At 37.7% G+C, this 14127-nt stretch carries 10 protein-coding genes and 2 pseudogenes; 4 read left to right on the forward strand and 8 right to left on the reverse strand.

From position 1 onward, the window contains the following. Positions 1-87 precede the first annotated feature (87 nt). The 3 genes from GQR45_RS04635 to traN form a co-directional block, all read right to left on the reverse strand. Positions 88-462, reverse strand: a complete 375-nt coding sequence (locus GQR45_RS04635; RefSeq protein WP_165725257.1) for a hypothetical protein — start codon at positions 460-462, stop codon at positions 88-90. Between the two features lie 206 nt (positions 463-668). Next, on the reverse strand, positions 669-1568 hold the full coding sequence (locus tag GQR45_RS04640) for a hypothetical protein (protein WP_165725258.1): 900 nt from the start codon (positions 1566-1568) through the stop codon (positions 669-671). A gap of 71 nt (positions 1569-1639) precedes the next feature. Beyond that, positions 1640-2149: a conjugal transfer protein TraN gene (traN, locus tag GQR45_RS04645; RefSeq protein WP_165725353.1), complete on the reverse strand. Its 510-nt coding sequence runs from the start codon at positions 2147-2149 to the stop codon at positions 1640-1642. Positions 2150-2407: 258 nt separating this feature from the next. Between traN and GQR45_RS04650 the strand changes: the two genes are divergently transcribed. Continuing rightward, the gene (locus GQR45_RS04650) at positions 2408-3400 is read left to right on the forward strand and encodes an MFS transporter (protein ID WP_240920133.1); all 993 of its coding nucleotides are present in this window, start codon (positions 2408-2410) and stop codon (positions 3398-3400) included. A gap of 47 nt (positions 3401-3447) precedes the next feature. Here GQR45_RS04650 and GQR45_RS04655 read toward each other — a convergent pair whose 3' ends face one another. Together GQR45_RS04655 and GQR45_RS04660 are read right to left on the reverse strand one after the other, a co-directional pair. Next, a complete protein-coding gene (locus GQR45_RS04655; protein WP_165725259.1) occupies positions 3448-4116 on the reverse strand; it encodes a response regulator transcription factor in 669 nt (222 codons plus the stop codon). Then, complete coding sequence (locus GQR45_RS04660; protein ID WP_165725260.1) at positions 4109-5413, reverse strand: DUF4118 domain-containing protein; 1305 nt, start codon at positions 5411-5413, stop codon at positions 4109-4111. The genes GQR45_RS04655 and GQR45_RS04660 overlap by 8 nt, the downstream gene beginning before the upstream one ends. Positions 5414-5595: 182 nt before the next feature. Between GQR45_RS04660 and GQR45_RS04665 the strand changes: the two genes are divergently transcribed. From GQR45_RS04665 to GQR45_RS04675, 3 genes and pseudogenes are all read left to right on the forward strand, one after another. Next, a complete protein-coding gene (locus GQR45_RS04665) occupies positions 5596-6255 on the forward strand; it encodes a TrkA family potassium uptake protein (RefSeq protein ID WP_165725261.1) in 660 nt (219 codons plus the stop codon). Then, positions 6252-7619, forward strand: a complete 1368-nt coding sequence (locus GQR45_RS04670; protein ID WP_165725262.1) for a TrkH family potassium uptake protein — start codon at positions 6252-6254, stop codon at positions 7617-7619. The genes GQR45_RS04665 and GQR45_RS04670 overlap by 4 nt, the downstream gene beginning before the upstream one ends. 630 nt (positions 7620-8249) lie before the next feature. Beyond that, positions 8250-8405: pseudogene (locus GQR45_RS04675) on the forward strand (DDE-type integrase/transposase/recombinase); the annotation flags it as partial. Positions 8406-8744: 339 nt separating this feature from the next. Here the strand turns inward: GQR45_RS04675 and GQR45_RS04680 are convergent. From GQR45_RS04680 to GQR45_RS04690, 3 genes and pseudogenes are all read right to left on the reverse strand, one after another. After that, positions 8745-10310 carry a hypothetical protein gene (locus tag GQR45_RS04680; RefSeq protein WP_165725264.1) on the reverse strand — a complete coding sequence of 522 codons (1566 nt, stop codon included), beginning with the start codon at positions 10308-10310 and terminating at the stop codon, positions 8745-8747. A gap of 967 nt (positions 10311-11277) precedes the next feature. Beyond that, positions 11278-13419, reverse strand: coding sequence for a YjbH domain-containing protein (locus GQR45_RS04685; protein WP_165725265.1), 2142 nt, complete (start codon positions 13417-13419; stop codon positions 11278-11280). A 435-nt stretch (positions 13420-13854) separates the two neighbouring features. After that, a pseudogene (locus GQR45_RS04690) lies at positions 13855-14055 on the reverse strand (RNA-guided endonuclease TnpB family protein); the annotation flags it as partial. Between the last annotated feature and the right edge of the window lie 72 nt (positions 14056-14127).

Genomic DNA, 14127 nt, shown 5'->3' on the forward strand with positions numbered 1-14127 from the left:
AACAATAAGCTGCCACCTTTTTTTAACGTGACAGGAAGAGAGTAAATAAACCTTTAAACGTTGTATAAATATTCAAAAAGTTTGGCACTACCAGAAAAAAACCTTATAGCTTAGCGTTAACTCCCCGTCCGTTACTGGTATACCTGTAATCGCATAACCGTTGTTGCTGTTAAAATTGCTCGGAATATCCCACTCAAATAAGCAGTACCCACTACTTAGTGTACCGCCCTGCATTGCAGTCGTTAGATCCGTTGTTGTTATACAGTACTCTCCGTCAGAAACATTACTTGCGCTAAGCTGAAACGGTTTCACTTGGGATACGAGTTCAGTCGAATTGTTTACAAGCTCAAAGGTAGGCTTTGTCGCCTCAATAGTGCCTGTAAATGTATAAGCGGGTTCATCTGCTAACGCATTTGCAGATAGAAGGGCCATCCCTACCAGAGGTAAACATTTTTTACGCATTTCAGTCGCCTTAAGAAAAAATCACATGGATACATTAACAAGTGATTTTTAATCGACAGTTAAAAAAAAATGCTTAAATGAACATAAATAATCTGTTTTGTAGAAATTTAGCTTTTTTTGAGGTTTTTGGTGGGCTTTTTTTTGGATTGGTAGCCACCAGCTAAAACATACGACTAAAAAGCGTGTCTCGCTGGTGGCTTAAGTGGTCAGTTAATTTTAGTGTACGTGTAATCCGCTACGTTTATTTTGTATTGCTTTTTAATACCCGTTTCATTGTCCTTTATTTGGTAGTACATAACAAAATCATCTATCGGTGCGCCATTGGTAAATTTTGCGCCCTTAATGAACTTATGAACTCGGCCACCATTAATAACGACAGGTACTTTAGTTGCTGTTTGGTAGCTAAAATCTGAGTCGAACTCACTATGATTCGGTGTAATATAAAGACTCATATCATCGCTTTTATATCTTCCCATTACATGGGCTAGTAATTCTGTTCCATATGCATTGAATCTAACATATGCATGTTGCGTGGCTTTGTCGTAACTTTCAACTTCTGGGCGCTGAATTGTAATTACACAAGTGGTTATATCTTTAGCGTTTTTGCATACACCAACATTTAGATCATAATTGTAAAATACCGGTTTTATGCGTTCAGGCACAAAACTTGGTGGGTCAATACGCGACAAATTTAACTTACCTATCAGCGCCTCCACTTTACCTATTGCTTTATCAATTAATAATTCAGGGGTGTTTAACTCCGCCTCACTCACACCATCGAGTCTGACTAATAACTGTGATTTTTCCGCTAAAGGCTCATCTTCAATTAAATAATCACTCAGTGAGTTTTGTGCTAACCCCACAAAATCTAATGAGACAAGCTGCAATACCTTCATCGCACCACTTCCCACTACTTTGCGTGTGGCTTCATCCCCGTTTGTTGAGTCAACAAACTTATTGCTGCCCATTAAACGCATGGTGGTTTTTGAATAAGAATCACCTCCTTTTGCTTTGAAGTTTTCATGAATGTCAGGCACTTTTGGTGTTGATGAACAACCTGCTAATAGCGCTGTTAAAAAAAAGGTTGCTAATGTTTGTTTAAGCATTGTTTTCATTCTCGTTTTGTTTAGTTGTTTCTATAGTAATGTAATTTTAAAATCGGGCAACTCATGAAATATTAACCCCCATCATCATTAAAGTAACATGCAAGTGGCCGTGGGCTGTACGAGCAATCAACTTCATCCGCATTAATTAATCCGCGTGCTTCATCTGCCCTGTCAGACAAGTTAGCTTCTTTTACTCTATCTACGTTTCTTGAGATACCATCATCACGTTGAGCGTTATTTAATGTACGGCCAGAGCCCGTCAGTTTTTCAACATCTTGGTCAAAACTGGTAATTCCAGACTCAAGCATAATGTCTATCCATTCACTTAAATCTATTGCATTCCAATCTAAGTTACTCAGCTCTACAGGTGTTAATCCTGGGCAACTGCGTATTGTTGACCCGTCAATGACTTCCTCTGAATACGCGCCTAAGTCATGGCCTAACATTGGGCTTGCTTGCTCCATGATAATACGCGCTAAAATTGAGTCGTAACAACAGTGGTCTTGCCTTCTTATGTAGCACACCCCTAATGCGTCTTTCGCACAGTATTTTTCCCCAATTGGTATATATTGCTTTTTTATCTTAAGTAATAATTCAGTGTTTAGGTTTTCCTAGCCAACCCATTTTTATCATATTAAGAATTACACTAACAAGGTGTCATTTTCGACATTCTAAAAATGTGCCTAAATAGCGCCTAAATTTGATGATAAACATAGTAAAAACCATAAAAAAACAGCTCACCTGAATGAACGATAAAAAATAAGGTATTGAAAGTTATATAATTAAAATTATTTCATAAGGTTATTTATATTTTGAAGTAGACAAACTAACGTCTTGACATGGTAGGGGTCGGTGGTTCGATTCAGCAAATTGCTATTATTTTAGGATTATTTTGCTCTTTTTTAAGTAACTATTCATTAGTACAAATATCAGGGAACTCAACCGAAGTACTTTGGTCAGGCTTTGATACGTGGCGATGGATGTTTTGGATAGAATTAGTCCCTGCAACTATTTTTTTAGTCACTTTATTTTTTATTCCAGAAAGCCCGCGTTATTTAGCAATGAAAAATAAACAACAAGCAGGAATGAAAATTCTATCGCAGTTATTCGGTGCTAAAAACGCCAAATCAATGTGGGAAGAAATAAGGCAGTCATTAGGTAATAGCGAAAAAACAAAGATAAGTAACTTATTTCAAGCACACTCATTCAAGCTAAAACCAGTCGTTTATATTGCAATTGGGCTTGCAACATTACAGCAACTAGTCGGTATTAACGTGGTATTTTATTATGGCGCTATATTATGGCAGGCTGTTGGTTTTTCAGAATCAGATGCGCTTTTAATCAATATTATTAGTGGCATAATTAGCTTAGTTGCCTGCTTTATTACTTTATCGCTTATTGATAAATTAGGCCGAAAGCCATTTTTATTAACCGGTTCAATAGGCATGACCTTCTCACTCATTGGTTTAGTTGTTGCATTTTCTAACGGCACTATAGACCCTCAAGGACAATTACAACTTGGCGACTGGGGCTTTATTGCACTCGTACAGGCCAACTTATATGTATTCTTTTTTAACCTTTCATGGGGTCCTGTAATGTGGGTAATGCTCGGCGAGATATTTCCAAATAACATGAGAGGATTAGGCTTAGGGGTTGCAGGGCTTGCTCAATGGCTGGCTAACTTTTTAGTTACTATGACCTTTCCCATATTGCTAGCCGGTGGAGGGCTTGCACTCGCGTATTCGCTCTATGCTTTTTTTGCTTTTATATCGGTACTTTTTGTTATTTACTTAGTAACTGAAACCAAAGGAACGAAACTAGAAAACGTATAACTTTATCGTCCTAAATAGCTAAATTTAGGACGATAATTTTTTAGTGCCTACCCAACTAATCTATAACCTACCGCTGGCTCAGTTAAGATATGAATAGGGCTTGCAGGATTTGCCTCAAGTTTTTGTCTTAGCTGCGCTACATGTACACGTATATACTCAGGTCTATTAATGTATTGATCCCCCCATACCTGACTTAAAATAGCATTATGAGTAAGCACCTTATCTTTATTTTGAAATAACATAAGCAAAATTTTATATTCTTTATTAGTGAGCTTTACATCGCTGCTGTTAAGCGTAACTGTGTGCTTATGCGGATCTATAATGATGTTACCGCATTTCAGTGCCAAACTGGGCTGTGTATTTACTCTTAGTAGCACACGCATTCTTGCCAGAAGTTCATTTGCACTAAAAGGTTTGGTTATATAATCGTTTGCCCCATTATCAAGTGCTGTAACCTTTTCCACCTCGCCATCGCGAGCCGAAAGCACTAATATTGGTATTTGGCTCCATTGTCGTACTTCAAGTAACCAAGCCTGTCCATCCATATCAAGCAATCCCAAATCAAGTAACACTAAGTCAAAGCTTTGCTCACTCATTAATGAAAAACCATCAAGCCCTTTCGCACTAATTGATACGTTGTAGCCACTGGCACCTAGTAATGTTTTTAAAAAACTTTGCAGTGCAGGTGAGTCTTCTAGCACCAATACATTAATCATTCTTTGCACTCCAGCTAAGTATTGCTGTAGCTACTTGGGTCAGCTCATCAATAGCTAATACAAATTCGCCGTGATGAAATTGCGCAACTACATCGCAAATTACGCTACCAAGCCCAACTCCTTCATCCGAACTGCTTGGATGAGTGACTATGAGATTGCTTACCACTATTTTATAGTGTGTTATATTACCAATTCGCTCAGTATTAAAGTCCACTGTCGCCACTCCATCACCGTAACGTGCCGCGTTTTCGAATATATTCGCAAGCGCGATTTCTAAAAGTGTTATATCACCTATACAACAAGTAGCTTTATCAAAGACTAACTCTAAGTTAAAACCACTTAATTGCTGCTGCCTGCGTGCTTTAGCCTCAGTAACAAGTGTATGTACGTTGATAGCTTGCCATGCTAGCTGCTCTCCTATTTTATTTACCCGACTAAGCTCCATCACTTTATTAAAATGCTGATTTAAGATTTCACTTTGCTCATAAATATTTTTTGCTTGTTCTGTAATTGATGCCTTACTCAGCTCAATATTTTCGTCAGCTAACATGCTTGATGAGCCCATAATAGTAGCCAAAGGCGTGCGTAGATCATGAGATAAACTACGCAGCAATGCGTTTTTAGCACGTTCTAACTCTGCTTGTACTTTCATCGATGCCGACTGGTTTCTAAGATTTGAGTTTTCGTGGACCTGAAACAACAAAGACAGTGCCGTATCTATAAATGCACGGTTTTCAGGACTAAGTTCGGCATCTGAAATAAAGCCGCCCCATTGTGTGTTTTGTTCGATATTGAAGTACTCTCCATTATCCATTGTATTATTGTTCCAACGAAGTGTAATACCTAGATGGTTTTTAATTGATGTTGTAAATACTTGGCGCTGAGCGTTTATATCATCAAGCCCATTAAGCGCCTTAGCTAACTCATATAAACATCGTGTATTACTGGCATGTAACTGGGTATCACGAACGTTTTTACTTAGCTCGCCCGCCAATTTACTTATCATCAAGCCAACTATAAGCATGACAGTAAAAGTGACTAAGTATTCAATTTTTTCGATATGAAATGTAAAGTACGGCAGTACAAAAAACCAGTCGGTACATGCCACACTAACTAACGTTGTAATTCCCGCTAAGGCTGCATTTTGACGCACCGCAACCCATGCCACCCAAAGTAATTGCAACATGACAATGTCGGTGGTCGTTAGCCACTCTCGAACTGGAAAAATAGCCAGCACAATAAAAATAGGCGCAATTGTTGTTAATAAAAGCGGCTTAAGCCATTTATTAATACCCATTTGTGCACTCCCATAAAATTCTCTTTTTATAGGTTACTGCTTTTTAATACGTTGTGTATAAAGTTTTTATAAAGATTTTTGGCTGTAGTGTTAAATGTTTATAAAGCTTAATTGATATAGGGTGACTCTTTTTTAAAATTCCATAGTCTTTGCTATGTCGTATTTTTTTAATAGGAACACACATGGCACAGTTTGCAGTAATTGGATTAGGTAGTTTTGGTGTTACCGCCTCGCTTGAGCTTGCTAATCAGGGGCATCACGTTTGCGCAGCCGATATAAGCGAAAGCACCATTAACGCGTTTGCTAATCAGTTAAATTACACCGTCATTTTAGATGCTAGTGATGAAACACAGCTTGCACGACTCGACTTAACTAGCTGCCAAGCTGTATTAGTTGCAATTGGTGAAAATATAGAAGCGAGTATTTTATGCGTGCTGCATTTAAAAAACCTTGGTGTTAAACAAATATGGGTTAAGGCGTGCTCTAAAAGTCACCATCAAATTTTAAGTAAACTTGGCGTATCCCGTATTATTCACCCCGAAGAAGAAATGGGTATCAGAGTCGCCCATGCACTTAACTACCCTATGGTTAGCCAGTACTTTGCGCTTACACAATCTACATTCATTGTTGAGCTTGCCATAGATTTACATTTATCAGGGCGCAATATTGGCTGGCTATTAAAAGAGCGTAACTCAGACATAAAGCCGCTTACCTTACGCCGAGATGACAACTTTAATACAGACCTAACACTCGACACCGAGTTACGCCATGGTGATAGCCTTGTATTACTAGGCTCCAAGCATTACTTAACAAAACTTACCAAACGGTTTAAAGCCTTATGATCAACTGGCAAGCAAACGTACTTCCAAAGCAATTTAATCGCCGTTTAAATAATTTCAAAAGGCCTGTTAATCCCCCTTTAATTTTAACTGCTGGTTTTTTTACACTCATTATTTTCGGCACTTGCTTATTACTATTACCTTTTGCAAGTGTTGAATCGCTTAGCTTTATTCAAGCTTTTTTTACTGCATCCTCTGCGGTTACAGTAACAGGCTTAGTTGTTATTGATACAGGTACTGCGCTAACCACATTTGGGCAATGTGTTGTGATGGTGCTTATTCAAATTGGAGGAATCGGCTTTATGACCGTAGCCGTTATTTCGTTTTTAAGTATTGGTAAAAATTTAGGCTTAAAACAACGTCTACTTGCAAGCCAAGCATTCGATACAAGCGATTTAAATGGAGTGATCCATGTAGCTAAATGTGTAATAACTTACTCGCTAATAATTCAAACTATAGCATTTTGCTTACTTTTTATTAGCTGGGTAGATGACTATGGTATTGCGGGTAGCGCCTACCAAAGTCTATTTTATACTATTTCGGCTTTTAACAATGCCGGGTTTGCGCTAGACAGTAATAGCTTAATGGCTTTTAAAAGTGATATATCTGTTAATCTTATTATCAGTGCATTATTTATAATCGGTGGTTTGGGGTTTACCGTTTTAATAGATATATATCAACAACGTCGCTGGCATAAATTAGCAATCAATACACGTATTGTATTAATTGCGAGTGCTGTAATTAATTGCTGTGCATTTTTGCTTATTTTTTTATTTGAATATTCAAATCCAGCCACTCTGGCCAACCTACCTTTCAACGAGCAAGTAATTGCAGCCTGGTTTCAAGCTGTAACACCGCGTACTGCAGGCTTTAATACTTTACCTATTAGCCAGCTAACTTCCGACTCAACATTACTTACATTGTTATTAATGGTAATAGGTGGTGGTTCGGTAAGTACAGCAAGCGGTATTAAAATTGGAACTTTTGTTATTTTACTACTTGCTATGTATAGCTATTTACGCCAAAAACCACAGGTAACCGTACTTAACAGAGAGCTAAGCGACAAACTTGTGATAAAAGCACTAAGCGTTGTAATTTTGTACTTATTTACAGCTTTTTTGAGCATTATGATAATGAGTAAAATTGAGCAAGCGTCACTTTTAGATATTACTTTTGAAGTGATCTCGGCATTGAGTACCGTAGGGCTATCTCGGGATTTTACTAGTAACTTAAGCTTGCCAAGCCAACTAATAATTATTTTACTTATGCTGATTGGCAGAGTTGGTCCACTGACATTTGCGTATTGTTTTGCAAGACCTAAATTACAACCTCTTAAGTTTGCTAAAACGACCATCCAAATAGGATAACTATTATCATAGCTACTTAGCCAGCATAATCCCCCAAGAAATAATAGAAGCCAAATGTAGAATTTTCTCTTATTGTAAACACAGGAGAAAATTATGAAAAAAGCACATTTTTCAGACAGTCAGATCCTTGCCATTTTAAAACAAGCAGAAAGCGGCGTGCCTATTGAAGAAGAAAAGGAAATCCTAAAAAAGCTACGGTGAATTCAATGAGTCAATACAACATCTTATAATTTATTAATAATTAGGTAGCTATGACTGATTTACCAAACATTGCCGTGAAGTATTTAATATACATCGTAGTAGCTATAAATATTGGGCAAAAAGACGCGTAGTATTAATCCTAAAAAAGTTAAAGCACGCGTTATGGTAAAAGCATTTACGCAGTAAGTGCGGCTCTACGGGTCCTAGAACAATAGCAACAGTTGCTAAAGCTAGAGGCTTTACGTTAAGTCGCTATATTGCAACTCGTTTAATAAAACAGCAGAAATTCGTGTGGTGGTATTACGTTTATCTAGACTGGAAATCGTTGGGTATACTTGGCGTTTATTATGAATTTATTTTCCAGAAAACCCGTCGGTTGGCTATGTAACAACCGAATGCAGAGAAAGCATCAACGATCGCCTATGAATTACGAGAGCGCTCAAAAACGTCATGTTTCATTCTGATCAGGGAAGTACATATACAAGTAAACATTATCGACAATTACTATGGCGATATCGGATTGAACAATGTATGAGCCGTCGAGGTAATTGCTCAGACAACAGTCCAATGGAGAGATTTTTAAAAATTTAAAAACAAAATGGATAACATAAACAAGTTATCAATGACTTATAAAAGCTGAAAGTGCGGTGTTTAAATACATTTTTTGATATTACAGCCAAGTAAGAGCTCACAACTATAATGGTATGTTGACCCCAATGAGCCAGAGAAGCGATACTGGTTTACACATAAATCCGTGGCCAAATTTATTCGACTACTAGAGTTTGAACTTTCAGATCTAGCTAACCAATATCAATGCCCATATAAAAATAACTGTATAATTTCGTTTACTTAACATCAGACATAAAAAAGCCGCATTTCTGCGGCTTCTCATTAGGACGTTAGTCCATATGTATTACTTAAAAACTAGTTACCACCAGTTGAGCCAGTAGTAGTTGAACACTCAAGTGAAACAGATGCTGATTCATCAGTATCATCAGCAGTTACTGAAGCAGTAAGTGTTTCAATTGAAGCTAACCCACCAGAAAAAGTAGCTGTTAATGAATAAGTTTCACCACTAACTAAATCATTTAATGCGTAGTTACCTGCGCCATCACCCATTGCACGTTTTTGTGCTTTACCTTCACGCTTGTAGTATACAGCAGCGCCTGAAGCAACGAATGACTCTCCTGCACCATTACTACAAGTACCATTAATTGTGAATGACTCTGATACGTAAGTTACAGGGCTTACAAGTGCAACATTAATGTCACCACATACAGCAACCTCTGAAGATGATTTAAACCATTCGTTACCTTCAACATCATTTACTGTAACGATTGCAGTATCATCTGCAGATACGTTAGTTGCATCAACTACCGTCTCATCAGTTGTAATTGTGTCGGTGCCATTAAGGTTAGCTGAAGCGTATGAAACAATTAGACCCGATGCAGGAATAGCATCACCAGAAGCTAAAACTCGGATTTCATTGGTACATGAATCTTTAACTTCAGTTGCAGCAAAAAATGTTAAGTGGTCAGTTTCAAAGCTTGCTTTGTAGTAATTATCAGCAGCTACTAATTCGCCTACAGTTACTTTTTGAGTTTCTGCAGACCAAACACCCGTATCTTCATTCTGTGAAGAAAGGCTTAGCTCGTCGCCAGTTTGAACACCCTTGCTTGCAGGAATAGCCATTGAAACAGTGATAGGTTGTGAGAACTTTTTAACTTTCACCCCACTTTCGTCACTCATTTCAACACTTGCAACGCCAACAGGTTTAATAACCGAAGTAGCACCTGCAGTATTTAAGCCTTGTGGAGTGATTGATGAACCAGCAAAAGTGCTTGTATCAGCTGCTGTTAAGTTCAAATCTAAAGTATTACCAGTGATAGCATTACCTTCAGCATCCTGTAAAATAGCTCCACCAGGAATTGTTACGCTTGCAGTAGCTTTACCATCAGCAATTGATGCAGAGATTTCGTCTGCTGAACTACCGCCAGAAACTGCTTTTGAAGTGCTAGAACTTGCTACGCCTTCAGTACTTTGAGAAACAAGTGGTAGTTGAACATTAACATCACCTTCGCTTAACTTAGTAAGGTTAATAATGTAGCTTTTAGTTACATATCCGCCAGCACTTACAATAGCAGTAACTTTAGAAAGGCTAGCGCCGTCTTTCACTACAAAAGAAAAGCTACCGTCTTCTAAATCCATAGAAGTAACAGCGTTGCCATCTAAATCAACTAAGTTAGTAGCAGCTACACCGGCTTCTAAAAATGAAACTTTAGCAGCAACAACATTGAATGTAGCGCTATCTACAACGCTACCTACAACAACAGATGTAATCTCAGCAGCCGCTTGAGGAGGTACCACTACAACAACTGGTGGTACAACTGGTGCTACTGGTTCGTTATTGTCTTTATCGCTACCACAACCACTTAAGGCAACAGCTGATGCAACAGATAAAGCCAATAGTGATTTTTTGTTAGTAAACATAGAGAGTCCTTTTATTTCCATTTCAATTAATATTTTAAGTTTTTAGTGGATTAAAAGAACCCACTAAGGTAATACTTAGTAACAGCGTAATTCTTGCGAACTTTATTCTAGCTTAAATTATATCCAATCTTGGTGCATTTTAACAATATATTATTAATAAATTAATGGAGTAAATCTGCAATTAGATAAAAAACGTCATTGTATAGTTAGCATCACATTAAAAATGAAGCCTTAACTAGTAAAAACACAACAAATGTGAACAATTAATCAATGGAATTGCTATAGCCCTACATTCTCTAGAATAAAATCGAATCTTTATTAACCCAAATATAACACTTATTACCTAACTTAGTTAGTGTTGAATACATTTATATTCGCACTCTAATAGCCGCTTTAAGTTACTTATCGGTAAAAAAAAAGCCACTCATCTAAAATATCGATTATTTTAACTATATGTAAAAAATAAGCCGCACACTTTTGTATGATCCACATAAATGATGGCGACATTTCATCACTGCGCAGTCAATAGTGCTACTGGTTTATTCAGGAGTTGGTCATTAACGAAAAAACGCGCCCAACATGTCGATTGCAAGCTACACCAAGACGAAGACTGTAAAGAACATTTACCAATTAAATTTGATGTATTTTGTGTTAGCGAACTTATAATAACTCATTGCCATATTGACCGTGTGGGCCGAATTCCTTAGCTATTTTCTCCAGGCTTTAAAAGCCATAATAGAGCACGTAATTACTGATAATGTTGTTGTTTTAGTACCTTTTTTAGTATTGGCAGTACCGATTAACTACTTTATGAACTTGAACAACTAATACAGCATCCCCAAAGCAACTGATTAAACTGAGCAATATAAAAAGTTTAAACACTTATGGGACCAGCGAGCAAAGCGTAAAGTAATAAAAAAGCACATCACCAAAAGTAATGTGCTTTTAAACTTGAAAATGCCCTAAACTACTTATAGTTTAAATAAACATCTTTTAGCCTAGATAAATTACCATAGATATAATCACTAGACATACGTCCCTGGTTTAAGAAAGTTTTATCTAAACTAATTGCTGTACTAGGAGTATAACCTTGGTTAAATACCAATTGGTTATGTGACTCACCAATTTGAGTACTCGCAGTATGACGCCAAGCCTCATTGCCCTTAATCTGACCAAAGCGCATTACGTTCATATCTTTTCGTGGTGTTAATGGAATACTAAAAGCCAAGCCAACTTTTCTGACAGCCGTATCTTCTAAAAATATTGACAGATAGCTATCGCCGAACCAAAAACGGCTCTCTACTTTGGCGCCTGTGTCTTCACTCCAAAACTCGCCTGCGGTTGCATGTAACGTGATGTTTTTCTCAACCCAATTATATTGGTAAGACAGCGTTTTATAGTCACGATCACCTTGGTAATCTTCATACTCAAAATACCCTACATTAGCCGTTATTTTATGACGACCAGCCTCGCTTAACCAAGTTGTTTCATTGGTTATGCCTGTATAATCGTAAGTTTCTTTGAAAAAACCAACTTGAGTTTGGTTATATAAACCAAACGGTAGCTCTAATGTTTGATAAAATACAGCACGATCAATTCCTGTTTTTTCACGCAAACGCCTAAAAGGCGCATTGTTGTCAAAATCATCACTATTAGCGACATGCACTTGACCACCCGCAGTTACCCCAGCACCATGCCAAAGAGGTAAGTCTATGTCAGCACGCAGCGCAAGCGAAAAGTCGTACACACCTAGCTCTGTAGCGTAAGCATTTGTTAAAGCCGGACCAAAAGTAACACGAGGCTTGAAGTAAGGGCTATTTGTACGTGTTAAACCAACCCACGTAACCCCTTTAGGCATGACTAATGAGCCTTTCGTAATATTTAAATCAGGAGTGATGTCTCCTTCAATAAATTCACGATAGTTATTAACTTGTCCCGTAATACTCATTAAAGGTATATCGTATTTTGCAAGCACGACATTAAATTGCGCATTTATTGGGGTAATGTACTCAGCGATACGCCCTAACACCAAACCAAATGCATCAATATCATTTCGGTTAAATATTGAGTTTTCAAACTGAACTATTATTTGATTTTCTGAGTTAAAGCCGACAAGTAAATTCTCAAAACCATCTTGCGCTAACTTTGCCTTTAGTGATGCAACTTGCCTGTTAACACTATTCGGTGCATTATTTTCTTTAGTATTGTGCTGTGCAACATGGCGTTTAATAACGGGGCTTGACTGAGCTGCTAACGCGTTATCTTTAATTGCCGATTTTTTAACTGTTAAATAGCGTGACTCAGCACGATTAACCACTGTACTTTGCTCATTTATAGGCTGAGGCGCTGCTTCTAATGAGCGGTGTTTAACACTGCTTGTTAGTGGTGTACTGAAGTTAACACCCCAATACGTGTTTTGCTCATCAAAGTCGCTACTGCTATAAAACCGACTTGTTAATGTCAGTGTGCCCAAATCATAAAGCCACTTTTTAGGGATTGTGATTCGCGCAGCTGCATTTTCAGCTTCGCCGTCGTGCTCAGCTTGTAAAGTAAACCAATCAAAGGGTTGCCACTCAATTCCAGCAAATGCACCATCCATTTGCCCGGTCAAGCGCTCACTTTTAGACATACCTGCACTAAACCTAAAGTCACCGAACGTTTTGGATGCGACCGCATAATACGTTTCGTAATTATTTGCAGCGCCGCCAACATCTTTAGCGCCAAACGCCAAACTAAACCAATTTTTAGGAATGTAAGGTATTTGATATTTAGCATTAAATGATAAATCGCGCAGCTGACCGCGACCCTCTTCATAAAACAAATTATCATTCATGGAATTTGCAGCTATTTGCCCACTAGCTTCAAAGCCACTAAATAATCCCGCTGAAAAAATAAAATTATGGCCGTCTTCATATTTAGCACCACGCAAATCCAACTGGTTATTATAACCGATATCAATTATGCCAGTATCTAATACCTCTGCCGTTGGGGTATTAATTAACCCTGTGTAGCCATTAAACGACTGAAAACTAGTTAGCTCGTCGGCTGCAATGGCCGGTAAACACAAGGTTGCTAAACCACCCACAAATAAAGGCTTAACTCTGTACATAAAATAGGTCCGTGTAATTAATGTTTATAATTTTACATTAACGTCAATATAACATACCCACAACTCAAAACCGTAGATTTACTTTCCAATTATATTAATTTTTTAGGCTTCATTGACGTAAACCTTCCTTAAAATATCTTACTTCAACTTATCTTTTTTTCTCTTTTAACTTGGCAATATTCTGATGTCCACCAAACCTATGGTATTCATTACAGAGGTGAACCGACCCCTTCGTTATTCTATATCGAATTTTGTCATATCGCTGATTAAATACTGATATTGATATATAGTACTTAAGAATTAGTTCTGAAATAAATGAGCTTTATACCAATATGGGTATGTGTGAACGAGTCGCAGCTAACTTTTTTTTGATACATACCCTTCGTGCCCATTCTATGACTTAGTCCATAAAACTCCATTATTGGGCAACACCGTTCATGTGTCTAAAATTAAGGTAATTACCCGCTTTTTAATGACCAGTGATGCGTTGTTGTCTGCATTCTCAGTATTGTCGAAATTGGCGCCTACAAAGCCTTCTTTTGTTTTAAGGTTATCAGAGTGAGTGTGATCGCATTTGGCGTACTCCTGACTCCAATCAGCGTGGTTTACTTTGAATATGGCTTTACCTGCTTGGTAAGCCTTATATTTGGTCTAGGTACCTATGATGTGTCAGCCAGCATTTAGGGTCGCTTTGTTTAATTTAGTTGT

Source organism: Pseudoalteromonas sp. SA25 (assembly GCF_011378705.1).
In the GTDB taxonomy this organism is placed as follows: Bacteria; Pseudomonadota; Gammaproteobacteria; order Enterobacterales; family Alteromonadaceae; genus Pseudoalteromonas; species Pseudoalteromonas arctica.

Coding starts and splice junctions, on each gene's coding strand:
- GQR45_RS04685 (WP_165725265.1), bottom strand. CDS start 13,419: ATGTACAGAGTTAAGCCTTTATTTGTGGGTGGTTTAGCAACCTTGTGT.
- GQR45_RS04680 (WP_165725264.1), bottom strand. CDS start 10,310: ATGTTTACTAACAAAAAATCACTATTGGCTTTATCTGTTGCATCAGCT.
- GQR45_RS04640 (WP_165725258.1), bottom strand. CDS start 1,568: ATGCTTAAACAAACATTAGCAACCTTTTTTTTAACAGCGCTATTAGCA.
- GQR45_RS04660 (WP_165725260.1), bottom strand. CDS start 5,413: ATGGGTATTAATAAATGGCTTAAGCCGCTTTTATTAACAACAATTGCG.
- GQR45_RS04655 (WP_165725259.1), bottom strand. CDS start 4,116: ATGATTAATGTATTGGTGCTAGAAGACTCACCTGCACTGCAAAGTTTT.
- GQR45_RS04635 (WP_165725257.1), bottom strand. CDS start 462: ATGCGTAAAAAATGTTTACCTCTGGTAGGGATGGCCCTTCTATCTGCA.
- GQR45_RS04665 (WP_165725261.1), top strand. CDS start 5,596: ATGGCACAGTTTGCAGTAATTGGATTAGGTAGTTTTGGTGTTACCGCC.
- GQR45_RS04650 (WP_240920133.1), top strand. CDS start 2,408: ATGGTAGGGGTCGGTGGTTCGATTCAGCAAATTGCTATTATTTTAGGA.
- GQR45_RS04670 (WP_165725262.1), top strand. CDS start 6,252: ATGATCAACTGGCAAGCAAACGTACTTCCAAAGCAATTTAATCGCCGT.